At 38.1% G+C, this 23323-nt stretch carries 19 protein-coding genes; 15 read left to right on the forward strand and 4 right to left on the reverse strand.

Annotated elements, in window-relative coordinates; translation table 11 throughout:
- Positions 1-5 precede the first annotated feature (5 nt).
- The 6 genes from ACG94X_RS06320 to ACG94X_RS06345 all read left to right on the forward strand — a co-directional run bounded on the left by ACG94X_RS06320 (position 6) and on the right by ACG94X_RS06345 (position 6159).
- On the forward strand, positions 6-695 hold the full coding sequence (locus ACG94X_RS06320; RefSeq protein WP_419382896.1) for an alpha/beta hydrolase: 690 nt from the start codon (positions 6-8) through the stop codon (positions 693-695).
- Positions 696-1008: 313 nt separating this feature from the next.
- Positions 1009-1611 carry a TetR/AcrR family transcriptional regulator gene (locus ACG94X_RS06325; protein ID WP_419382897.1) on the forward strand — a complete coding sequence of 201 codons (603 nt, stop codon included), beginning with the start codon at positions 1009-1011 and terminating at the stop codon, positions 1609-1611.
- Between the two features lie 75 nt (positions 1612-1686).
- Positions 1687-2841: an MFS transporter gene (locus ACG94X_RS06330; protein WP_419382898.1), complete on the forward strand. Its 1155-nt coding sequence runs from the start codon at positions 1687-1689 to the stop codon at positions 2839-2841.
- 425 nt (positions 2842-3266) lie between these two features.
- Positions 3267-4478 carry a 2-octaprenyl-6-methoxyphenyl hydroxylase gene (gene ubiH, locus ACG94X_RS06335; RefSeq protein WP_419382899.1) on the forward strand — a complete coding sequence of 404 codons (1212 nt, stop codon included), beginning with the start codon at positions 3267-3269 and terminating at the stop codon, positions 4476-4478.
- The gene (locus ACG94X_RS06340) at positions 4475-5734 is read left to right on the forward strand and encodes an FAD-dependent monooxygenase (RefSeq protein ID WP_419382900.1); all 1260 of its coding nucleotides are present in this window, start codon (positions 4475-4477) and stop codon (positions 5732-5734) included. The genes ubiH and ACG94X_RS06340 overlap by 4 nt, the downstream gene beginning before the upstream one ends.
- A gap of 173 nt (positions 5735-5907) precedes the next feature.
- A complete protein-coding gene (locus tag ACG94X_RS06345; protein WP_419382901.1) occupies positions 5908-6159 on the forward strand; it encodes a hypothetical protein in 252 nt (83 codons plus the stop codon).
- A 103-nt stretch (positions 6160-6262) separates the two neighbouring features.
- Here the strand turns inward: ACG94X_RS06345 and rsmI are convergent, their stop codons facing one another.
- Positions 6263-7102 carry a 16S rRNA (cytidine(1402)-2'-O)-methyltransferase gene (gene rsmI, locus ACG94X_RS06350; protein WP_419382902.1) on the reverse strand — a complete coding sequence of 280 codons (840 nt, stop codon included), beginning with the start codon at positions 7100-7102 and terminating at the stop codon, positions 6263-6265.
- A gap of 10 nt (positions 7103-7112) precedes the next feature.
- Here rsmI and ACG94X_RS06355 point away from each other — a divergent pair, with 10 nt between their 5' ends.
- The 4 genes from ACG94X_RS06355 to ACG94X_RS06370 all read left to right on the forward strand — a co-directional run bounded on the left by ACG94X_RS06355 (position 7113) and on the right by ACG94X_RS06370 (position 10176).
- Positions 7113-8063 (forward strand): penicillin-binding protein activator, encoded by a 951-nt coding sequence (locus ACG94X_RS06355; protein WP_419382903.1) that lies wholly within the window; start codon positions 7113-7115, stop codon positions 8061-8063.
- A 13-nt stretch (positions 8064-8076) separates the two neighbouring features.
- Positions 8077-8493, forward strand: a complete 417-nt coding sequence (locus tag ACG94X_RS06360; RefSeq protein ID WP_419382904.1) for a YraN family protein — start codon at positions 8077-8079, stop codon at positions 8491-8493.
- A gap of 105 nt (positions 8494-8598) precedes the next feature.
- Positions 8599-9273, forward strand: a complete 675-nt coding sequence (locus ACG94X_RS06365; protein WP_419382905.1) for a BON domain-containing protein — start codon at positions 8599-8601, stop codon at positions 9271-9273.
- Positions 9274-9285: 12 nt separating this feature from the next.
- Positions 9286-10176, forward strand: coding sequence for an alpha/beta hydrolase (locus ACG94X_RS06370; protein ID WP_419382906.1), 891 nt, complete (start codon positions 9286-9288; stop codon positions 10174-10176).
- Positions 10177-10224: 48 nt separating this feature from the next.
- On the opposite strand, the gene nudC is transcribed toward ACG94X_RS06370, so the two are convergent.
- The 3 genes from nudC to dnaQ form a co-directional block, all read right to left on the reverse strand.
- Positions 10225-10995, reverse strand: a complete 771-nt coding sequence (gene nudC, locus ACG94X_RS06375; RefSeq protein WP_419382907.1) for an NAD(+) diphosphatase — start codon at positions 10993-10995, stop codon at positions 10225-10227.
- Complete coding sequence (locus ACG94X_RS06380; protein WP_419382908.1) at positions 10995-12638, reverse strand: chemotaxis protein; 1644 nt, start codon at positions 12636-12638, stop codon at positions 10995-10997. Before ACG94X_RS06380 ends, nudC begins: the two co-directional genes overlap by 1 nt.
- Positions 12639-12766: 128 nt before the next feature.
- Positions 12767-14191, reverse strand: a complete 1425-nt coding sequence (dnaQ, locus tag ACG94X_RS06385; RefSeq protein ID WP_419382909.1) for a DNA polymerase III subunit epsilon — start codon at positions 14189-14191, stop codon at positions 12767-12769.
- A gap of 215 nt (positions 14192-14406) precedes the next feature.
- On the opposite strand from dnaQ, the gene ACG94X_RS06390 reads away from it, so the two are divergent.
- The 5 genes from ACG94X_RS06390 to ACG94X_RS06410 all read left to right on the forward strand — a co-directional run bounded on the left by ACG94X_RS06390 (position 14407) and on the right by ACG94X_RS06410 (position 23307).
- Complete coding sequence (locus ACG94X_RS06390) at positions 14407-17700, forward strand: LysM peptidoglycan-binding domain-containing protein (RefSeq protein WP_419382910.1); 3294 nt, start codon at positions 14407-14409, stop codon at positions 17698-17700.
- Positions 17701-17735: 35 nt separating this feature from the next.
- Complete coding sequence (locus ACG94X_RS06395) at positions 17736-19580, forward strand: extracellular solute-binding protein (RefSeq protein ID WP_419382911.1); 1845 nt, start codon at positions 17736-17738, stop codon at positions 19578-19580.
- 67 nt (positions 19581-19647) lie between these two features.
- The gene (locus ACG94X_RS06400) at positions 19648-20727 is read left to right on the forward strand and encodes a microcin C ABC transporter permease YejB (protein WP_419382912.1); all 1080 of its coding nucleotides are present in this window, start codon (positions 19648-19650) and stop codon (positions 20725-20727) included.
- Positions 20727-21743 carry an ABC transporter permease gene (locus ACG94X_RS06405; RefSeq protein ID WP_419382913.1) on the forward strand — a complete coding sequence of 339 codons (1017 nt, stop codon included), beginning with the start codon at positions 20727-20729 and terminating at the stop codon, positions 21741-21743. Before ACG94X_RS06400 ends, ACG94X_RS06405 begins: the two co-directional genes overlap by 1 nt.
- Positions 21715-23307, forward strand: coding sequence for an ABC transporter ATP-binding protein (locus ACG94X_RS06410; RefSeq protein WP_419383028.1), 1593 nt, complete (start codon positions 21715-21717; stop codon positions 23305-23307). Before ACG94X_RS06405 ends, ACG94X_RS06410 begins: the two co-directional genes overlap by 29 nt.
- The last annotated feature ends 16 nt before the right edge of the window (positions 23308-23323 follow it).

Consider the following 23323-nt stretch of genomic DNA (forward strand, 5'->3'; position numbering starts at 1 on the left):
AGAATATGAAATTACCTACCGTTATTTTAGTTCATGGGTTTTGGGGTAACTCATTGCATTGGCAGCATGTTATTCCGTTATTAACTCAGCAAAGTATTCAAGTAAAAGCGGTCGAAATACCTTTGACATCCTTAGCTGATGATGTTGAAAGAACAAATAAAATGATTAATCAAATTGATGGTCCTGTATTACTCGTTGGTCATTCGTATGGTGGGGCGGTTATCACAGAAGCTGGAAATAATGAGAAAGTTGTTGGCTTAGTTTATATTGCTGCATTCGCACCTGACAGCACAGAAAGTCCAGGCATGATTACACAACAGCACTTACCCGAAGCAGCAGCTAATCTTGTCCCTGATAGTGATGGTTATTTATGGATTAACCCAGACAAATACCATGAAAGTTTTTGTCAAGATTTAGACCCGACAGAATCTATAGCAATGGCTGTTGCTCAGAAAGCACCTTTAGCAAGTACATTTGGCGATGCAATTGTTAGTCCTGCATGGAAAATAAAACCATCTTGGTATCAAATTTCAAGCGCAGATCGTATGATTAGCCCTGAAAATCAAAGAAAAATGGCCGCAAGATTGAATGCAAAAGAAGTGATTGAAGTTAATGCGAGTCATGCTTCACTTGCTTCAAAGCCAAAAGAGATTGCGGAGTTTATTATTAAAGCAGCCTCATTTTTTGCAAAATAAAACTTTATTGTAAGATAAATCATATGCTTAATTTAAAAGCCGAATCATGTTGATTGGGCTTTTTTATTTTGGAGTTACAAGTGAACTTCACATAAAAAATTTTATGTTAAATAAATGATAAATAGACCCAATCTTAGGGCTTTCAATATAATGCGTGTTATGTTGATTTTGTATCGTTCATTACACGTTTAGAATAGCATTTTTCTTCTTTTTTGTAGTTTTAGGCACGGTTAAAATACTGGCTTTAATATTTGACAAATCGTTCCATAATATCTATTATGCAGCCTCAAGTTACTCCCTATCGGGCTCATCCATGAGTGATGAAAAATCTAATTATCCAGGACGTCCTAGACAGTTTGAAGATAAAGAGATTATCGATGCAGCCGTAGCGGTCTTTAGTACCAACGGTTATGCAGGTACTTCTGCGCAAAATTTATGTGATAGTACCGGTTTAGGTCGAGGAAGTTTATATAACGCTTTTGGTAGTAAACAAGCCTTATATGAACAAGCTTTATTGCGTAGCCATCAACAAACCATGGCAGCACAATTATCCATTCTCACACAGTCAGGACTGATCAAAGATCGATTACGATCCCTTTTACTTTGGGGGATTGCCGAGGATCTTTCACAATCAGAACAGCACGAAGCCATGGTCTTATTCTCAGCTTTGGAAATGGGAGATAAAGATCAGGTCGTTTCAAGCCTGAATCAAGAATATCGACAACGTCTAGAGAATTCTCTCTTCACAGTCTTTGTCGAAGGACAAGTAAATGGGGAATTCAGTACCAAAGTTTCAGCTATTCAAATGGCGCGAGGCTTTTTAGCCGGTTACTACGGTTTACGTGTATTGAACAAAAATATTTCAGATAAAAGTTTTCTGGAAGATGTGGTTAATGGCCTCTTAGCCAACTTGTAACTTCATCACCAGACAAAAGAAATATTATCCTCATGTTTTGTAATGATCGTTAAAGAAATAGGAATGCATTAAACAATGCCATTAGCAGTATATATATTGGGTCTGGCGATTTTTTCAATTGGCACAGCAGAATTGATGGTCGCTGGTATGACAGCCACTTTATCCCATGCATTTGGAATCAGTGTCGGTGAGGTTGGACATTTAATCTCATACTATGCTTTTGGGGTTCTATTCGGTGGGCCAGTGCTCACTTATTTTTTTCTCAAATATAAAGTTCAGTATAGAAAAGTCTTACTGATTCTCTTAGCACTCTATGTGGTAATCCAAGGCTTAAGTGCCTTTACCTCTAGCCATACTATTTTAATCATCATCCGTCTTGTCACGGGTGTTTTGTGTGCGGGGTGTTTGAGCCTTTCACTTGCCATAAGCATGGCTATGGTTCCGAATCATGATCGCCCTCGCGCAGCAGCTATCGTTATTGGTGGCTTTATGATTTCAAATGTGTTTGGAGTCCCTCTTGCGACAATGATTGATCAACAATGGGGTTGGCGTATCACCTTTGGTTTAGTCGCTATTTTGGTATTTATTTGCCTCATCGCTTTAGTACGTCTTTTGCCTGCAGTATCTAGTAGTGGGCAAATCAAAATGGAAGAAGAGATCAGAGCTTTTAAAAATAAAGCCTACTGGAAAGCCTGTGCAACAAGTTGTTTGATTCTAGGTGCAAGCTTTGCAGCATTTAGTTATTTTGTCCCAGTTTTGGTCGATATCACTGGGTTTAGCATGCAAGTCGTACCCTTTATTTTGATGGTATTTGGTTTTTCAAACATCGTGGGTAATATGATTACTGGCCGATTAGCACATAATCACAGCCTTAAAATTATGCTCGTCGGACTAACCATACTCAGTATATCCTTGTTCACTTTTGCAATTTTTGCTGAATATAAAACTGTGGCGATCATCGCAATTATCTTGATTGGATTATCTGGTGTTCCAATGAATCCAGCAATGATGGCGAGAATTGTCAGTGTTGCGCATCCTGGCCCTATGGTCAATGCCGTACACACCTCGGTGATTAACATTGGTTTAGGTGGTGGCTCCTATATTGGTGGCTTAGCAATTATGAATGGTTGCGGCTTACGTTCAGGCTTATGGATTGGTGCAGTATTAGCAGTATTAGCATTGGTTTCAATTCTGCCTTACGTACGTGATCGTCAGCGTGGTTGGGCTTAATCTTATATTGATAGGATTAAAAGCTGAGCACAAAATAAAAAAGCCCAACAGGATGTTGGGCTTTTTTACGTATTTATTGCGTTAGGTATAACTCCTGTCGTACCTCACTATCCTTATGCTGATCTTTATTTTTATTGTCTGGAGCATCCAACGCTCTCTAGAACGACTTTTTATTGCTTTTTTATATTCCACTATTTTTATTGATCACAGCTTTACATTTTTGATGAGTAATATTGTATAAAAACGTCTATGTATACATGAAAATCTAGAGCTTTGTTTATTGATAAATAGAAATATCTTTTCAGTATAAATCCAGACAACAATACGTTTTTTCAATATAAAAATGATAGACCTTCATGTAATATGAAATCAATCAAGATTATAAGTATTCAGTTAGCTGAATCGCATATAGAAAGGATCAAAGCATGCAACAAGAAGTCATCATCGTAGGCGGTGGAATGGTCGGGCTGAGTTTGGCGCTGATGTTGGCAAAAGCCAATATTGCAGTAAAACTATTAGAAGCTGTGAAGTATCCAGATTATGATGATGCCAATACTGCACCTTATCATTCTAGTTTTGATGCTCGAAATACCGCATTGTCACGCCGTACTGTACAAATTTATCAAAAATTAGGGCTTTGGAAAGCATTGCAAGAACATGCAACGCCCATCCTAGAAGTTCATATTACAGAGCAAGGTAGTTTTGGTAAGGCATGTTTAGTTGCAGACCAAGAAAAAGTCGAAAGCTTTGGGCAAGTAATTGAAAATGCATGGTTAGGACGTGTTTTACTTACACAAGTTCGCCAACAACCCTTAATTGAGTTGATTGATGGTGTGCAAGTCAGTTCACTTCATCAAGATGCTGATTTTGTTTATGTAGAAGCCAATCGTGGTGATGAATATACCCATTCACTCAAAGCCAAATTAGTCATCGCAGCAGATGGTCGTGATTCATTTTGCCGTCAAGCTTTAGGCGTAGGTGCTGATGTACATGATTATGATCAAGTCGCAATTGTCACTACAGTTCAAACTTCGAAACCACATAAACAAGTGGGCTTTGAGCGGTTTAGCCATTTAGGGCCACTCGCATTATTACCATTACCTGGGGAATGTCGTCGCTCTGTAGTTTGGCCCGTGAAAAAGGGGACAGAAGGCGAATGGTTAGGGGATGAAAATGATCAACATTTCCTAGAAGCTTTGCAAAAAACCTACGGTGATCGTGCAGGGAAATTCCAAAAAACAGGTAAACGCTTTAGTTTCCCATTGTCGCAAGTACTTGCAGATAAACAAGCCGTGGGTCGTGTGATTTTAATGGGAAATGCAGCGCATACTATTCATCCAGTTGCAGGGCAAGGGTTTAACTTGTGTATGCGTGATGCAGATGTATTGGTGCGTTCGATTTTAGAACAAATAACCAAGTCTGATGATATTGGTGAGCCTGAAATGTTGAAGGCGTATGAACAATCTAGATTGGCGGATCAAAAGCGAGTCATTAAGTTCTGTGATTCTGTGGTGCGTGGTTTTAGTAATCAAAACCCAGTTTTAAAATTATTGCGTAATACTGGTTTAGTGGCCTTTGATGTCATCCCTGGAATTAAACCTTTAATTGCAAATTATGCAATGGGGTTAAAAGCATGACCCAAATCAATTCAGTAAATTATTCATCAGCGCTTTTAGATGTGGTTATTATTGGTGGTGGCTTAGTCGGTGGTCTAACCGCTTTACTATTGGCGCAGGGTGGTGTGCAAGCGACTGTTTTAGACGCTGCCCCAATTCTTGATGAAGAAAAGACTTTGGCGGTTGCTAACCCACGGGTTCTAGCGCTCAGTCAAGCGACCATACATTTACTTAAAACTGTTGATGTTTGGGACAATATTGCACGTCAAATGCCGTATACAGGTATGCAGGTGTGGAATAAAAATGGCTATGGCGAAATTAATTTTGGATACGCTTCAGAACAATTTCCAACAGCTGAACAATCTTTAGGTTCGATGGTTGAGCCAAGTGTATTGAATTTAGCTATTCAGCATAAAATGTTAGAACAATTGCGAGATTACCGAACTCAAGTCAAAGTCATTCGTGTGGAGCAAGGTGTTAATTGTTGGATCATCAAACTTGCAGATGGTACGGAGTTGAAAACAAAATTGGTGATTGGTGCCGATGGTGCAAACTCATTTGTTCGAGATCAGGCTTTTATTGATTTTGATATTCTAGATTATAAACAAGCAGGTTTGACCTGTGCGATTAGAACGGCACAGCCGCACCAATATATGGCTCGTCAAATTTTCCATCCGACAGGGCCTTTGGCATTTTTACCAATGGCGAGTTTAAATTCTGATCAGGCAGAGCATTGGATTTCTATCGTTTGGACATTGCCAGATGATTATGCCGATGAATTTGCCGAATTGGATGATGCTGATTTTTGCCAATTATTAACGCATGAAAGCCATCACATGCTCGGTGAAGTATTAGAAGCGACATCACGAGCAAAATTTCCGCTTAAAGCCCGTGCTGCTCAGCGTTATGTGAAAAATGGTTTGGCATTGATTGGTGATGCTGCACATGTGATTCATCCTTTGGCAGGGCAAGGGGTGAACATTGGCTGTTTAGATGCAGCCATTTTATGTGATGTTTTATTGCATGATTTAAAACGTGGCGTGTGGGCACATGAACAAACTTTAAAACGCTATGAACATCAACGCAAAGGACAAAATGATGCCATGATGCATAGTATGTCTACGATTGGTTTTATAGAAAGTACTGAACTTTTCCCATTGGTTTGGGCAAGAAATTTTGCTTTAAAACAGGTCGAGAAGCAGCCATTTTTGAAAGATCAGTTCATGGCTCAAGCCAATGGTTTATCTAGTTTGAAAGCGACAAGATATGCCGTGTAATGGTAAATTGATATTTTTTAATCAATCAGTTGAATTTTTTTATCAATTTGATTAGAAAAAATACATTTTTTTTGCTTCACCCCCTAGTCTAAATGAAAAGAGCTTGCTACATTTCACGATATAACATCGCCGTTTTCGAATGGTAATTTGACGTCATTGATGGGGAGTTTAAGATGACAGATTCTAATGACTATGATGACAATACAGAAGATAATGCTGTAGATGATGATGAAGCCCAAGCTGCCGAAAAAGGCGCAGCTGCGAGTGATTCAACTGTATCAGATTCAGATTTAGCAGAAGCAGAAACGTTAACTGTGACTGCGAAGAAAAAACAGCGTGAAGCACTTGAAGATGAAGTGGCTGCATTTTTGGCACGTGGTGGTAAAATCACTGAAGTTCCGCCAGATGAAAGCGCACAAGATTAATTAAAAAAGCACCGTAAGGTGCTTTTTTGGTTTTTTCATTCTTCATCTAAAGATGGGCGTAAATAGAAGTCGGTGAATACAAGACTCACTGGAATTGATCGTTTTATATTTTATCCGTCAATTCTAAAGCACGTTGATACGCCACTTTCTTTTTAATACCTGTTAAGTCCGCAGCAAGTTGTGAAGCAGCTTTAACCGATAAGTCTTCAAGTAAACGTAATAATAATTTATCCAGCTTTTCCTGATCTAAATCTTTCTCTTCTAGCGCCCCGCCAATCACCAAAACAATTTCACCTTTTTGTTGATTGCGATCACTCTCAATAAAGCTGACCAATTCACCTAAAGTCATTTTTTTAATGGTTTCAAACGTTTTGGTAATTTCACGCGCAAAGCCCACAGGACGATCTGTGCCAAAAACATCGCTCATATCTTTGACACTGTCTAGAATGCGATGCGGTGCTTCATAAATAATCATGGTTTGCGTTTCGTGCTTTAATTTTTCAAGCTGAATTAAACGCTGTGATTGTTTAGATGATAAAAAACCTTCAAAACTAAAACGATCACTCGGTAAACCAACAGCACTTAATGCGGCAATCGCTGCACATGCCCCAGGAACGGGTATTACACGGATTCCATGCTCTTGTGCAGCACGAACCAATTTAAATCCTGGATCACTAATTAGCGGTGTGCCTGCATCACTCACCAGTGCGATGTCCGTACCATTCTTTAGTTTTTCTATAAGTATATCAATTTTGTTACTTTCATTATGATCATGACATGCTGTGAGCGGAGTTGATATATTATAGTGCTTTAATAATTGAGCAGATTGGCGTGTGTCCTCTGCCGCAATAAGAGAAACAGACTTTAAAACTTCAATAGAACGAAAAGTCATATCATCTAAGTGCCCAATTGGGGTCGCTACGACAAATAATTGAGCACTCATAAGGGTCTCCATGAAGAATAAAAGAGTATTGAACAGTATAAAAGGAATGGCGTTCTTGGGATTGATTGGATTTGCAATCCAAATTCAAGCCGAGATTTTGGTTATTTTACCCGAAACAGGCCCTATGTCGCGAGCGGGTTTAAGTATCAAACAAGGAATAATGAGTGCATATCAAACGGCGAATAATAATATTCCGCTAAAATTTGTAAATTCAGACCAAAAAGCACTCAAATTGATTTTAAAGCAGGATGTGAATAAAAAAACCAAAATGATTATTGGTCCTTTGGCTCGCCCAGATGTAGAAGCTTTAATTCATCTAAAACCCAAAGTGCCCGTTTTAGCTTTGAATGAAGTTTATCCGACCTATAAAAATGTTTGGCAATATAGTTTGTCTAAAAATGACGATGCTTTAGCACTATTGGATTATATCCATCACGACAAAGTTTCTAAATTATACGTGGTGCGTGAAAAAGGAACAGAAGCTGACTCGATCAATTTTTTAAATGCTTTATTTGCAAACTATATGGGTGAAGTAGATCCTGTAGAGGTGATGCCAACAGCAATTGGTGAGCAAGAAGGTGTTTTGTTGTTGGGTTCAAATCATTGGTTGTCTGGTTTAAAACGCTTGCAGAAGAAATATATTTATACCCAAGCCATTGCTGTTGATGAAAAGAAGTCTCTGCCTAAAGGTATGAAATTCTGTGATGTGCCTGCGTTGTATATTCCAGAGTGGAATGATGTAGTGAAAGCCTATAAAGATAAACCGACCACATTACCGTATCAGCGTTTGTATGCTTTTGGTGGCGATGCTTGGTATATCGCAGAGCAATTTGTATTGAACCCTAAAGTTAAAAATTTCACCTTTAATGGTCGAACAGGAAAAATTAAAATTGATGGGAATCGTGTTGAACGTATTCCCAAATGCTTTGAGCGTTCAAAATCCAATTTAGTTCCACTTTAAACTATTTACGATTATGGCTAAGAATACGCTTGGACAATGGGCGGAGCAAGAAGCTGTTAAGCTTTTGATTATTCATAAATATAAAATATTAAATTTAAATTATTATTCACGGTTTGGAGAGGTTGATATTATTGCATGTCTTGAAAATCAGCTAGTATTTATTGAGGTCAAAGCGCGTACACCGACTCAAATGGGGCGTGCATTTGAAGTGGTTAATTTGACTAAACAAAAGAAACTCATTAAAACGGCATTGATTTATCTACAAAATTATCCACAATATGAAGCTTATTTTTGCCGTTTCGATGTTATTGGTTTTGATTTACATCATAAAATTGCAAAAAACGTACAGCAAGATTTGTCCCAAATCTCTTATGATCAGTCATGGATTGAAAATGCATTTACTTTAGATGCGGACTTGATTAATCTGTGATTGAAATTCAGTCATCGTTATTTAAAAAATATAGAAATATTTTAGCGTGTAGGCTTTTCAACTGTGAAAAGTTTTACATGCCGAATTCAAGAGGAGTCTTGCTGAGTGTTCAAGCGTATTGTCTTAACCATGATGTGTGTAGCAAGTTTGTCTGGTTGCGCAAGTTTTATCTCAGGTGGTACTGGTTCGGCACCTGTGGGAACAGAAAGTGGTGTGAGATCTTTGGGGCAAGTATTTATTGATTCGTCTATTGAACGTACTGCAAAAATAAATTTGTATAAGTTGGATGCACGTTTTAAACAGTCTCGTATTAATATCAGTAGTTTTCATAGTAATGTGCTCATGACTGGGCAAGTGCCTGATGAACATTTGAAACAATTGGCAGAAGATAATTTACGTGCCATGAGTGATGTCAAAGCGGTACATAATTATATTACTGTAGGTAGCCAAATTGGTTATAGCACGATTATGCAGGACGCAACGGTTACTGCAAATACTCGCGGCTTAATCATGAAAGCGCCAGTGGTTTCAGACAATAAAGTTCTGGTGCATACCGAAGACGGCGTTTTATATGTTTTAGGTCGTTTAAATAATGCGGAAGTTGCAGATTTAAATGATGTTTTACAGAAAGTTGGTAATGTGACCAAAATTGTGACCTTGATTGATAATGTCGAACAAAGCAATAACTCAGTTCAGCCATCATCTTTCGCAGCACCTGTGTTAAATAATGTACAACCAAGTGTACAAACGCCAGTTGCAATTGATCCTAATGCCCCATAGAGCCAAGCAATCATGTTATTCAACAATAGGTTGCGACCTTTAAAAGTTAAACTCGTTAAACAACTTGAAACTCTAAAATCCCAATATAAAGATTTTCGGTTATATGATTTAGGTAGTATTACGATTAATGGATTAACCCCCAAAAGAGGTTATTCCATTCGACATAACCTCGCATACGGCTTAAAAGCTCGACAACGTCTAGATTTATATATTTCAGATCGTAAACAGCAAAAGCCTTTGATTCTCTTTGTGCACGGTGGTGCATGGCGTCATGGTGATAAAAGTGCATATAAGTTTGTGGGTGAGGCATTTAGTCGCTTTGGTTATGATGTTGCGGTGCTGAATTACCATTTAGCGCCAGAACATAAATTTCCAAGTTATGTCACAGACTTGGCTGTTGCTTTAAATTACTTAGAGCAACAACAAGCTAAGTTAGGTATTTCTACTGAAAATATAGCATTGATGGGACATTCCGCAGGCGCATTTAATATTGCATCCTTGCTTTATCATCCGCAGCATTATGACCTAACCATTAAGCAAAATATTAAAGCACTGATTGGTATTGCTGGTCCTTATCATTTTGATTATAAAGGCGATCCACTGGCTGAGCATGCATTTGAGCAAGATGTACCTTTTGATCAAGTCATGCCGTATTATTTCGTGAAAAATAATTCAGTGAAACATTATTTGTTTTTGGCGGAAAATGATCAAATCGTGAAAGATAAAAATTCTTTGGATTTTAAGCTACAATTGGAACAGCAGGGCAATCATTGTGAAATTCGGGTGATTCCTAAAACGGGGCACATTTCTATTATGGGAAGTGTCTCTAGTTTATTCAGTCGATTCTTTAAAACACGCTCAGAAATTATTGAAATATTAGATCGCACATTTAAAAATACCTAGCTCAGCTAGGTATTTTTTATGATGAATACAATGAAATGCTAATCGGTTTTAGTCCTGATGCATAGGGGTGTTGTGAATGACATGCTCTATCATGGCATGTGCAATACTGCCAGAAAATGGCGTTTCAGGCAGTTGATCGAATTTGAAAAATTCCGCATCGCTAATTTCTTCTTCCTGCAATACGATTTCACCAGATTCATATTCAGCTTTAAATGCTAACATCAAGTTGCTTGGAAAAGGCCACGGCTGACTGGAAAGATACTGCACATTTTTAACACGTAAGCCAACCTCTTCTAAGGTTTCTCTTTTCACCGCTTCTTCAAGCGTTTCACCAACTTCGACAAAACCTGCAATTAAGCCATACATATTACTAATATTTTTAGCATTTTTAGCCAAAAGAATTTCATCATCACCACGTGTAATGATCGTAATAATACAAGGTTGTACACGAGGATATTGATGATAACGACAAGCAGGGCAAACCATTGCATATTCAGTCGGGTGAACTTCAGTTTCATGACCGCAATGGCAACAGAATTTATGGTTTCTGCGCCATTCTAAAAGCTGAGCAGCTCTACTGGCTTGTTCGAACTCGGCTTTCGTCCATTGGGAAATCAATTGACGAATCGGAATGAGTTGATAGCCTTCTGGAATATGATCTTCGATGAAATGATCTCGGGCAATAATTTGATCACCCGAGTTAAAACAGAGGTCACTGGCTAATTTTTCAACTTTCGGGAGTTGAAGGTTTTCATCGACTAAAAGTTGTTGATGATGAAAAATATAAGCAAGTGACAATTCTGAATTTTGGTCTGACATTAGGCTACCGATTTTAAATTTTGGCTACTTCGCAATGCAACATCAAACATTGCTTGTAAGACAGGTTGTTTATTTTGCAGATTTTCAATCATCATATCTGCACTTGCCAATACATCAAGTAGTTTATTGATTTGATCAGCGTTAAACTCTTGTTCTTTGTTCAACGCCGTTTGGACAAAGTCAGCCGCTTGGAGCAATGCTTTTTGTCCATCTTTAGCAGCTAAGAATAACAATGCTCCACCAATTTCACGTAATTGAGATGGTAAAAGATCTAAAGACGTGGCTTGGCTGTCTTGAATATACTGAACTAAGTTCTGTGAGCTCAGGTCTACAGTTGTCTTCGTTTCTGCCAATAATGCAACATGCGCTTCATCTAAACGATCTAGCGAGATTTGTAAATTATTGACTTTTAACTGTAAACGATTCGATGTGTAATTACGCTCTAAAATACCAATTGAGTTCATTGCAGATAAAATGCTGTTCATCAATTGTTGTGCATAATTTTCATCTTTCAGCATATTTTCTTGTGAAAGAAGTTCAGCTTGTTGTTTTATTTCGATATAAGCTTCATTCAAATTCAATACTTTAAACACATGCGCAAGGTCGACCAGTTTGGTTTTTAGCTCTTGAGTTTTTTCATCCGTCATATTTTGATAATTGAACTCAATATCATTACGGATCTGTGTCATTTCATTGGTGATTAATTGGCTAACCGTATGAATGGTATCAAAGTCTGGGCCAAATAAATGACGGCTAAAAATTTGTAATTGCGTATCCGTTAAAATATCTTCGCCCACATTGATTTGGTCTCGAATGTGTTGTGAAATATCATCATCTTGGCTGATACAAATACTTAAAACATCCGCAGAGTCTAAAAGTGATGCTTGGAAACCTTGTAGGTCTTTAAAGAATGAAGAGATATTACTTTCGATTCCTACAAGTGTTCTCAGACGTGCATCATTCAGAATGATATTTTCAATCTGATTTAACGCCACTGAAACCAAAGCCCAGTATTGTGCACTCGGTTGCGCTTTAGCGAAATTCGCTAAATAAGCGCCAACTAATTTAATACCTTGTAAATCAAGATCAGTTTCTTGCTGTTTGAGCAGTTTATGCAGGCATAATTTATAGAGTTTATGCACATAAGCCGATTTTTCTAGTTCAGGTGATTGCGGTAGATTAAACTCTGGTGTTACGCAGTCTAAAAGAGGAACAATCGATTGACCTTCGGTGGTGAGTTCTAGTCCTAAAACCAGTTCCAAACGATTTAAAGTATCTTGCAAAAATTGTGGGACTTTGACTTCACGTAAGCAACTAAACTCAATATAACGTTTGAGCATGGTTGTGCCTTCGCTCAATGCAATCACTTCTGGCGTATTAATTTCACGCGGATGTTGCATAATTTTACGCATGAGCACGGCTGATAATTCTGCAACTCGAGCGACTTGCGGCATATCAATCAGCATGAGCACATGCGCACACTGTTCAAATTGAATTAACGCATCATCTATACCGAAAGGTAAAGTTTGATCTTCAACTAAGCTACTGACAGCAGATTCTACCTGTAGTATTGAATTATCGACTTCTTTTTTAATAATAAGTAATGCTGTCGGATCAAAATGTATTGAGGTCTGGTAAGACATTGATCTGCACCTATCCTGGGTATCAAAATGTTCTGTTTTTTAGCCTCATAATGAGGCTAATTTTTCTAAGTTTAATATAGCTGAAGAATGTAATCTTTACAGACAAAAATAGCCTTTATACTCATTTTTTATTTTGAAAAAATGCAGGCTTCCCCATGTTTTTCCTGAAATTGTTTGATCCAGTTCTCATGCGCTTCTAATTCATCGTCAGAAGGTAGAATGACTGGAACTTCAATTTCAATTTTTTGTCGTAATGAACTTCCCACAGCACCGTCAGTATGTGCAGAAAGCGCATCCATGTCAAAGGATACTTGCCCACCTGTCATGGTGAGATAAACATCCGCTAAAATTTCAGCATCGAGCAATGCGCCGTGGAAAGTACGGTCACGTTGCACAATTTCATAACGACGAACTAAAGCATCTAAGGAGTTCTTTTGCCCAGGGTGCTTACTTTTAGCCATGGCTAAAGTATCAGTCACTTCGCAGACTTCAGACAGTGCTGGTAAGCCCGCACGTTTAAACTCCATATTTAAGAAGTTCATGTCGAAGTTTGCGTTATGGGCAATGATTTCACTGTCTTTTAAATAGTCGAATAAGACTTGTGCGATTTCTGAATATTTTGGTTTATCTTTTAGAAATTCATCGGTGATACCATGAATTGCTTCAGAATCTCCAACTGGTTTTTCTGGATTAATATAAATATGGATTGAGCGACCTGTGAGTTTACGATTGATCATTTCAATCGCGCCAATCTCCACAATTCGATCTGTATCCTGAAAATAAAAACCAGTTGTCTCTGTATCTAGAATAAATTGTCTCGGACCCTGAATATCTATTGTGGCAGGGGTTGTGACAATAAATGGATGATTTATAGGTGTTTGAATTGTCGAGTTTTGTATTTTAGCTTCATTCATCACACTTTCGTTATTTGCAATAGCTTCGTCAAATGCGACATCATTCGTTTCTGCATCATCATCCTCGACTAAATCAAAACCAAAAGGGTCATCTAATAACCAATCCTTTTCAATTTTTTTTTTATCATCGGTCATATGGTTTTGCTCGTTTGGATGTTGAGTTGAGTTGGAGATTAAGTCTGAAGACACTAAAGTTGCAGGTGTTGGTTTTTTTGCAGCGATGGTTTTTTCAGTGCCTAAATTAGCCAGTTGATCTGCCATTTCATTGCCTGCATGTCCTGAATGTCCTTTAATCCAATTCCATTCAATTTCACGCCCTTGGCACGTTTTATCCAGTTTTTGCCAAAGATCTGGATTTTTAACATCTTTCCAGTTTTTCTTTTTCCAACCCGTGATCCATTCGGTAATACCACGTTTGACATAGATTGAATCTGTCCACATCACCAATTTTGCATCGGTTGGGCAAAATGAAATACCTTCAATTGCCGCAGACAGTTCCATACGATTATTGGTTGTTTCTAATTCGCCACCACACAATTTATGTTCTGCTGATTCTGTGATGATATAAGCACCCCAGCCACCTGGGCCTGGATTGCCTTTACATGCACCATCGACATAAAGAGTGATTGTTTGCGACATAGTAATAACCAATGAAAGTGAATAAAGTGTTGAACATAGCGGTTTAAGAATTTATTGTATACGCAAATCAGCGTTTTCAACGCATGAACTGAGATTTTTTTAATTTCTTGTAACAATTGTATGCAATTTGCATTCAAATTTTGCCTTGTATGAGTCCTTTGCTCTACTAAAATGGCATGGATAAAATAATTTACTAAATGTTGTTCGGAACCTTTATGTTTAAACCTACCACGATGGTGTGGCAACCTACTGCATCTGTTTTCTTTAAGCTATCATTATTAACATCTGCATTAGCGGCGTTGGGTTTGACGACAGGCTGTTCCACAACGCCAACAAATTCAAAAGTGCAAATTGCAAAATCTACAGGCATGCTAGATGCAAATAGTTTAGATTCCTTAGAAGATTTACTCTCTGCAACGGATATGCGTGCAGTAGAAGGCGACCGCTTACTCATTTTAAAACACGGAGACGTTTGGAAGCGTATGTCTGTTGGTTTTAAAATGAATGAGGATCATTGGGATCCTCGTATCGATGCACAACGTAGTTGGTTCGTATCTCGTCAACCATATATAGACCGTTTAAGTGCACGAGCATCTCGTTATCTTTATCACACCGTTAAAGAAGCTGAACGTCGTGGTTTACCTACAGAATTAGCTTTATTACCTATTATTGAAAGTTCTTATGATCCTGCTGCGACCAGTAGTGCTGCAGCGGCAGGTATGTGGCAATTTATTCCAAGTACAGGTCGTATTTATGGATTACGACAAACCAGTTTGTATGATGGTCGTCGTGATGTCGTAGAATCAACACGGGCAGCTTATGAGTTTTTAGGTAGTTTATATAATCAATTTGGTTCGTGGGAATTGGCACTTGCAGCATATAATGCTGGGCCGGGGCGTATTCAACAAGCGATTAACCGTAACCAAGCTGCGGGTTTACCTACAGATTATTGGTCTTTACGTTTACCGCAAGAAACCATGAACTATGTTCCGCGTTTCTTGGCTGTTGCTCAAATTATTAAAAGTCCATCTAAGTATGGTGTTTCGTTACCGCCTATTGCGAACCGTCCACATTTTAGAGAAATCTCTGTTCCAGCAGGGGTGCAATTGAATCAAATTGCTTCTATTACCAATTTAAGCCGTGCGGAACTTTATGCGTTAAATCCGGGGCATCGTGGTGAATCCATCGATGCCAGTAGCCCATTACGCTTTTTGATTCCAGCAGATTTAAGCCCAACGATTGATGCTAAATTAAGAGCATTAAAGCCAAGTTATGATAGCGGTTTGTGGGCAAGCAATAATAATGGCCCTACAACGGCAACAACAGTATTGTCACCATCTCCAGTAACTGCGACAGTGACACAAACCATCAGTCCTGCAAAAACGACGCCACCAGCGTTAACGACCAATAATACGACAATTAAAGCAGCTTCAAATTCTGTAAGCCCGTTAAATGTTTTGAAAAATACCCCTCAAGGTTCTGATGCTTTAGCAAGATTTGCAGCCAATGCAGATGTACCTAGTGCGCCACGTATACCTGTAGCGGTGACGGCTGCCGCAAATGTAAAACCTATTGCGATTGAACCTCCAATTTCTGCACAAGAAAAAGCCAGAATATTAGCTGCGGTAAAAGCGGAAGGCGAAAAGGCAACGGTTAAGCAGGTTTTAGAGCCTCAGGCGACTCAAGCTGAAAAAGAAGAAGTGGTTAAAGAAATCAAAGCGATTGCGCCACAAGGGACTGAAGTTCTAGACCCGTATGACGGTAAGATTAGATTAACTGCAATTCAAACCAGTCAATCTGTAGCTGCTGTGCAAGGTAAAGAGAACACTGTAGGCTTCGCTTATCCGAAAGGTTTGGCTGATTCTACTTCTGCAAACTCACAAGAAGCGAAATTGAATCAAGATAAGAGTTTTAAAAAGACCGATAGTGAAATTGTAGTTGAAGCGCCAAAAGGCAAACGTAGTACTTATACTGTACTCTCAGGTGATACCTTAGCCACGATTGCATTGAAAAATGGCGTCAATTGGCGTGATATTGCCAAATGGAACCAAGTTGATCCAAGTGGTACTTTATTTGTAGGTGCAACATTATATTTATATGATGCTAAACCACAGATTGATGCGCCAACAGCAGCAAAAAAATCGGTAGATGCATCACCTCTTAATTATGTGGTGAAACCGAACGATAGCTTGACCAGTGTGGCAAATCAGTTTGATCTATCTGTTTCGCAATTGGCGAACTATAACAATTTGAATACGAGTAGTAATTTACTTGTTGGGCAAAAGCTTAAATTAAAAGACAGTTCAGATGATAAATTATCTGAAATTAATAAAACTGTTGTTCGTGCTGATACTTCTAAACCAGTTGCTAAGATCAAAACTAAAACTTATTTAGTCAAACGTGGTGAATACTTAAAAGTGATTGCTGATCGTTATGCACTTTCTGTACATGAATTGGCAGATTTAACATCAGGCTTAGATATAGCAAGTAGTTTATATGTCGGGCAAAAAATTAATGTGCCATTACATGAAGCGAGTGACCAAGAGACTAAACTTGAATCTAAAGTTGTCGATCAAACTAAATTCAAGAATGTGAATGCAGAAAGTGCTTATAAAACTGAGAACTATAAAGTTCAAAGTGGTGACACATTATCCAATATTGCAACTCAATCTAAAATCACTTTAAACGACTTGGCAGAGATGAATAAAATCAGCTCTTCTAAAGGGTTAATGGTGGGGCAAATCATCAAAGTGCCTGCTGGAAGCACAACACCCGATAGTTATACTGTTCAATCTGGCGATAGCTTAACCGCAGTTGCCAATAAGTATAATTTGCAAGTGAGTCAAATTGCAGATTTGAACGGTTTAAATACTCAAGCAGGTTTATTTGTTGGCCAAAAACTGAAATTGTCTGGTACAGCAGAACCAGCGGCAAAAGAGAAGTCAAACTTAAAAAGTGTTGAGAGATCAGAACCATCGAGTAAAGATACGCATATCGTAAAATCTGGTGAGAGTTTAGCGACGATTGCGCGTAAATATAAATTACAGGTATCTTTCTTAAATCAATTGAATGGGTTTACTCGCAATGAAGAATTGCAAGTTGGACAGCGCATCAAAATTGATGGGGAATTACCCAGTAAATCCACGCTATCTAAAGAAAAAGAAGATTTAAAAACATCTTCGAAACCGAGTGCTAAAGTTTCGACTAAAAATACTGAAAGCTATTCAGTGAAATCGGGCGAGTCTTTAAATGCAATTGCGAGTCGTATCGGATTATCTGTTCAAGAATTAGCAGAGTTGAATGATTTGAACCCACGTGCAGGTTTGCAACGAGGTCAAAGCCTGCGTATTCCTAAAACAATTTCTGAATATAAAGTGAAAAGCGGAGATTCATTGATTCGTTTAGCCAGTAAATATGGTATAGGTACCAGTGAACTCGCTGAAATGAATGATATGAAATCCAATGTGCAACTGCAAATTGGTACAGTGATTAAAGTTCCAAATTTATAAAATTCATTGTTGATTCAAATAAGGAATATGGGTTAATGCAACTGAGCTTTGCGAATACCAGTGTGGTTGCACTGGTATTGGGGTTGAATATTTTAAGTATGAATGTTCAGGCGGTCATGCAAACCACCTCGTATCTTGCTGTTCATACCACACCAAAATACGCAAATGCTCAGGCATTGCCTTATGCCAATCCTAAAGCACCGAAAGGTGGCTATGTGGCGACTGCCAGTAATGGTACATTTGATAATCTGAATAGTATGAATGGCAAGGGGAGTTCAACCGATGGGGTGAATTACCTGTTTGATACATTGATGGATAGCTCACTGGATGAGCCGAGTGTGATGTATCCACTCTTGGCAGAAAAAGTAACGTATGATCCTGAAAAAACAAAATTTGTTATTTTTCATTTAAATCCTAAAGCACGTTTTAGTGATGGGTCACCTGTTACCGCAGAAGATGTGAAATTTTCATTTGATATCATTCAAGCCAAAGCCAATCCAGGTTTTCAAATGTATTTGTCTGATTTAGAGAAAACAGAAGTTTTATCTAAATATGAAGTAAAAATGACGTTTAAATCGGACAATAATTCAGAAATGCCGCTGATATTGTCCAGTATCTCGATTTATTCCAAAGCAGACTGGAAAAATAAAGATTATAGCAAAGTCACCATGCAACCCATTTTAGGTTCAGGTCCTTATTTAATAGATCGGATTGATGCAGGTAGAAGCATTAGCTATAAGCGTAATCCGAATTATTGGGGAAAAGATTTACTTGTAAACCGTGGACGTTATAATTTTGATCGATTGAAGTATGTTTATTATCGGAATTTAGACATTGCCTTTGAAGGTTTTAAGTCTGGTCAATATACCTTGCATGAGGAAAAGAGAGCGCGTGTTTGGGTGACTGACTACGATTTTCCTGCAGTCAAAGCAGGTATGGTAAAAAAATATATTTCAAAAGTAGAAACACCTGCACCTACGCAAAGCTTTATTTTTAATACACGTCAAGCACCGTTTAATGATATCTATTTTCGTCAAGCTTTAACCTATGCTTATGATTTTGAATGGTTAAATAAAGCATTGTTTTATGGACAATATATTCGTCTACAAAGCCATTTTCAGAATAGTGAATTAGCAGCAGTGGGTGTGCCACGTGCTCACGAATTGGCTATTTTAAAACCTTATCTGAATCAATTAAATCCTTTGCAACGCCAAGCAACCCTGTCGAATTGGAAATATCCTGTCTCTGATGCGAGTGGATTTAACCGCAATAATTTATTGGCTTCACGTGCAATTTTATTAAAAGCAGGGTATTCATTTAAAAATGCACAACTGTTAGATAAACAAGGTAAACCCATCCAAATTGAATTTTTAATTCATCAAGATGGTTTACAGAGAACATTGATGCCTTATGTACGCAATTTAAAAAAATTGGGCATCAGCGTGAATATTCGTCAAGTAGATGTACCTCAGTATATTGAGAGAATGCGTCGCTCAGATTATCATATGACCACGCAGGTTATGCCGCAATCATTAACACCAGGTAATGAACAAGCCCAGATGTGGAGCAGTAAAGCTGCGGATGAAGTCGGTAATTATAACTATTCAGGTATTAAAAACCCTGTGGTTGATCAACTGGTGCAACAAGTCATTCGTGCGCCAAATCGTGAACAATTGGTGATACGCACCCGAGCTTTGGATCGTGTGTTAAGAGCTGGTTATTATCAGATTTTGACCTATGGTAATGATAAAAGTTGGTATGCTTATTGGAATATGTATAAGCAACCTGCGATAAAACCCAAATTATCACTGGGGCTTGATTATTGGTGGTCTGATCCAGATCAAGCTCAAAAAGTAGATCGTTATTTAAAAAATAGATAATTTCTTTTTATAATATATAACGATATAAATAGATCCTAACCCTGAGGTCACAAGGAACGTTGTTTCAATGGGCACATATATACTTAAAAGACTTTTGCTAATCATTCCCACCTTGTTTTTCATTTTATTGATTAACTTTGTGGTGATCCAGATAGCGCCGGGTGGACCTGTTGAGCAAGCGATTCAACAGGCAGAAAACTTTCAGGGTTCTGGGCGTATAGCGGGCGGAACAGAAGTTGCCTCTGCATCTGCAAATGCAAGTCAATACCAAGGTGCGCGAGGGCTGAGCGATGAAATGGTTGAGAAAATCAAAGCGCAGTATGGTTTTGATAAGCCGGCACCTGAACGCTTTTGGTTAATGCTTAAAGGTTATTTGTCCTTTGATTTTGGAACCAGTTTTTTTAAAGATAAACCTGTAACTCAATTATTGTGGGAAAAAATGCCAGTTACAATTTCATTGGGTTTGTGGAGTACCTTGTTAATTTATTTGGTCTCTATTCCATTGGGAATTAAAAAAGCCAAACAACATGGCATGCTCTTTGATAAATCAACCTCTTTGTTATTAGCCGTAGGTTATGCGGTTCCTTCATTTGTATTCGCCGTGTTATTGATTGTTTTTTTTGCAGGTGGATCTTATTTTCAATGGTTTCCTTTACAGGGTTTAGTTTCGGATGATTTTCAAAGTTTGACTGTCTTTGGGAAAATAAAAGATTATTTTTGGCACATGACTTTGCCTTTAATTTCCATCGTTTTAGGTGGTTTTGCAGGATTAACCTATCTAACCAAATTTTCCTTTATGGAAGAATTGAGTAAGCAATATGTACTGGCGGCACGTGCCAAAGGTTTGACTGAAAACCGTGTCTTATATAAGCATGTTTTTCGCAATGCGATGTTGATTGTTATTGCAGGATTACCCGAAGCATTGATCGGAATATTCTTTGTCGGTAATCTATTTATAGAAATTATTTTTAACTTAGATGGTTTAGGTTTACTTGGATTTGAAGCCATTCAACAACGTGATTATCCCGTGATTTTTGGCACATTATTTTTATTTACCCTGTTGGGTTTAGTGTTGCGCTTGGTGAGTGATGTGTTATATCAAATCATTGACCCACGTATTAACTTTGATTCGAGAGGTGCGAAATAATGTCACCGATGATGCAGGCTCGTACTCAAAGATTCAAAAATAATCGTCTCGGTTTTTGTTGTTTTATTTTATTCATTATTATTTTTATTCTGTCATTGGGCGCAGAATTTATTGCCAATGATAAGCCATTATTGGTGAAATATAACGATAGCTATTACACACCTGTTTTTAAGACTTATCCTGAAACAACCTTTGGCGGTGTATTTGAAACTGAAGCAGATTATCGTGATCCTGCGGTACAACAGTTAATTGAAAATAAAGGTTGGGCGCTTTGGCCTGTATTGAGATATTCATTCCAAACACCGAATTTAGATTTAACAGTGCCAGTTCCATCATCTCCTACAATGCAAAACTGGATGGGTACAGATGACCAAGGACGTGATGTTTTAGCACGTATTATTTACGGTTTGCGTGTTTCGTTACTGTTTGGATTGGCACTTACGCTTTTTTCATCATTTTTAGGCATTATAGTTGGCGCGATTCAGGGCTACTATGGTGGTTGGGTCGATTTAATTGGTCAGCGTATTTTAGAAGTTTGGGGGGGCTTACCGACTTTATTTATGGTGATGATTTTAGTCAGCATGTTTACCCCAAGCGTTTATTGGTTATTTCTGATCATGTTGTTGTTTGGTTGGCCTGCATTGGTGGGTTTAGTTCGTGCGGAATTCTTAAGAGCACGTAATTTAGATTATGTACGTGCAGCACGTTCATTGGGTGTACGTGATACTACCATTATGTTTAGACATATTTTACCCAATGCAATGAGTTCAAGTTTGTCTCAATTACCGTTTATGCTCACGGCAAATATCACGGCATTAACCGCACTCGATTTTTTAGGTTATGGCTTACCTCCAGATGCGGCTTCGTTAGGTGAATTATTGCTACAAGGGAAAAATAATTTAAATGCACCTTGGTTAGCATTATCGGGATTCTTTACCTTAGCTTTGGTTTTATCTTTATTGATTTATATTGGGGAGGCGACACGTGATGCATTCGATCCAAGACGCCAAAAATGATCCACAATTATTACTTTCGGTTCGTCATTTAACCATAAAGAATAATCAGCAAAATTTGGTCGAAAATCTAAATTTTGATTTACATGCGGGTAAAACGGTTGCCATTGTGGGTGAAAGTGGCTCAGGTAAATCTATTAGCAGTTTAGCTATTTTGGGTTTATTGCCTGACAATTTAAAAACAACAGGGCAAGCGCTTTATCATGAGCAAGATTTATTGCACATGGATGAGCCAACACTTAGAAGTATTCGTGGAAAAAGAATTGCCATGATTTTCCAAGAGCCGATGACTGCATTAAATCCACTGCATCGGGTAGAAAAAATCATTGGAGAACCTTTGCTTTTACAAGGGATTTCTAAGGAAAGAGTTAGAAAGCGTGTTTATGATTTGTTATGTGATGTCGGAATTTCTGAACCTGAAGATAAGTTAGATCGTTATCCACATGAGTTGTCGGGTGGGCAACGTCAGCGCGTGATGATTGCTGCTGCATTGGCTTTGGAACCTGAAATTATTATTGCAGATGAACCGACAACAGCGTTGGATGTTACTTTACAAGCTCAAGTGTTAAATTTACTGCAACTGCTTATTCTTAATCATAAAATGGCGATGGTGCTGATTAGTCATGATTTAAATTTAGTACGTAAATATTCAGATCAAGTGATTGTGATGAATAGAGGTTTGGTCGTTGAAAAAGGCGATGTCAAAGAAATTTTTCAGAATCCTCAAGCGGATTATACCAAACATTTATTAGACCATGATTTTGGCGAAGCGAATCCATTACCAGAACAAAGTAGTTTGGTGTTATCTCTACATCGTGTTGGGGTGAAGTTTCCAATTAAGAAAGGTTTGTTGAATCGGGTTAAAGATTATTTTGTTGCGGTTAAACCGTTAGATTTAAGCTTAAATCGTGCTGAGTCCATTGGAATTGTGGGCGAAAGTGGTTCAGGGAAAACCTCTTTGGCTTTGGCAATTGCACGTTTGATTGAAAGTACGGGGAATATTGTACTGCTGAATCAAAATTTAAATCGTTTAACAGAAAGGCAATTACGTCCTTTGCGTAAAGATTTTCAAATGGTTTTTCAGGATCCATTTAGTAGCTTGAATGCACGTATGACCATTGAGCAAATCATTGGCGAAGGCTTAGGTTTACAAAAACTGAGTAAAGCGGAAATTAGCAGTCGAATTGATGAAGCTTTATTAAAAGTAGAATTACCCATCGATTTTAAACAGCGTTATCCGCATGAATTATCGGGTGGACAACGACAACGAGTAGCATTGGCTCGAGCATTGGTTTTACGGCCAAAATTAATCATTTTAGATGAGCCAACGTCAGCATTAGACCGTACAACACAACGTGCGATCATCAAATTATTACGACAATTACAAGCAGATTATCAAATCAGTTATTTATTTATTAGTCATGACTTGCAAGTCGTCAAAGCACTTTGTCAGAAAATTTTGGTATTGAAAGATGCCGAGTTGATCGAGTTTCAAGACACCAAAGCCTTGTTTGATCAACCTCAGAATGATTACACCAAAAAGTTAATTGCGGCGAGTCAATATTAGCGTGTAGATTCTTGTA

Origin of the sequence: Acinetobacter psychrotolerans (assembly GCF_048552595.1) — a bacterium.
Classification (GTDB): domain Bacteria; phylum Pseudomonadota; class Gammaproteobacteria; order Pseudomonadales; family Moraxellaceae; genus Acinetobacter.

What these genes read in the sequence shown, in the direction of transcription:
- ACG94X_RS06320 (WP_419382896.1), top strand. Translation starts at nt 6, where the DNA reads ATGAAATTACCTACCGTTATTTTAGTTCATGGGTTTTGGGGTAACTCA.
- ACG94X_RS06325 (WP_419382897.1), top strand. Translation starts at nt 1,009, where the DNA reads ATGAGTGATGAAAAATCTAATTATCCAGGACGTCCTAGACAGTTTGAA.
- ACG94X_RS06330 (WP_419382898.1), top strand. Translation starts at nt 1,687, where the DNA reads ATGCCATTAGCAGTATATATATTGGGTCTGGCGATTTTTTCAATTGGC.
- ubiH (WP_419382899.1), top strand. Translation starts at nt 3,267, where the DNA reads ATGCAACAAGAAGTCATCATCGTAGGCGGTGGAATGGTCGGGCTGAGT.
- ACG94X_RS06340 (WP_419382900.1), top strand. Translation starts at nt 4,475, where the DNA reads ATGACCCAAATCAATTCAGTAAATTATTCATCAGCGCTTTTAGATGTG.
- ACG94X_RS06345 (WP_419382901.1), top strand. Translation starts at nt 5,908, where the DNA reads ATGACAGATTCTAATGACTATGATGACAATACAGAAGATAATGCTGTA.
- rsmI (WP_419382902.1), bottom strand. Translation starts at nt 7,102, where the DNA reads ATGAGTGCTCAATTATTTGTCGTAGCGACCCCAATTGGGCACTTAGAT.
- ACG94X_RS06355 (WP_419382903.1), top strand. Translation starts at nt 7,113, where the DNA reads ATGAAGAATAAAAGAGTATTGAACAGTATAAAAGGAATGGCGTTCTTG.
- ACG94X_RS06360 (WP_419382904.1), top strand. Translation starts at nt 8,077, where the DNA reads ATGGCTAAGAATACGCTTGGACAATGGGCGGAGCAAGAAGCTGTTAAG.
- ACG94X_RS06370 (WP_419382906.1), top strand. Translation starts at nt 9,286, where the DNA reads ATGTTATTCAACAATAGGTTGCGACCTTTAAAAGTTAAACTCGTTAAA.
- nudC (WP_419382907.1), bottom strand. Translation starts at nt 10,995, where the DNA reads ATGTCAGACCAAAATTCAGAATTGTCACTTGCTTATATTTTTCATCAT.
- ACG94X_RS06380 (WP_419382908.1), bottom strand. Translation starts at nt 12,638, where the DNA reads ATGTCTTACCAGACCTCAATACATTTTGATCCGACAGCATTACTTATT.
- dnaQ (WP_419382909.1), bottom strand. Translation starts at nt 14,191, where the DNA reads ATGTCGCAAACAATCACTCTTTATGTCGATGGTGCATGTAAAGGCAAT.
- ACG94X_RS06390 (WP_419382910.1), top strand. Translation starts at nt 14,407, where the DNA reads ATGTTTAAACCTACCACGATGGTGTGGCAACCTACTGCATCTGTTTTC.
- ACG94X_RS06395 (WP_419382911.1), top strand. Translation starts at nt 17,736, where the DNA reads ATGCAACTGAGCTTTGCGAATACCAGTGTGGTTGCACTGGTATTGGGG.
- ACG94X_RS06400 (WP_419382912.1), top strand. Translation starts at nt 19,648, where the DNA reads ATGGGCACATATATACTTAAAAGACTTTTGCTAATCATTCCCACCTTG.
- ACG94X_RS06405 (WP_419382913.1), top strand. Translation starts at nt 20,727, where the DNA reads ATGTCACCGATGATGCAGGCTCGTACTCAAAGATTCAAAAATAATCGT.
- ACG94X_RS06410 (WP_419383028.1), top strand. Translation starts at nt 21,715, where the DNA reads ATGCATTCGATCCAAGACGCCAAAAATGATCCACAATTATTACTTTCG.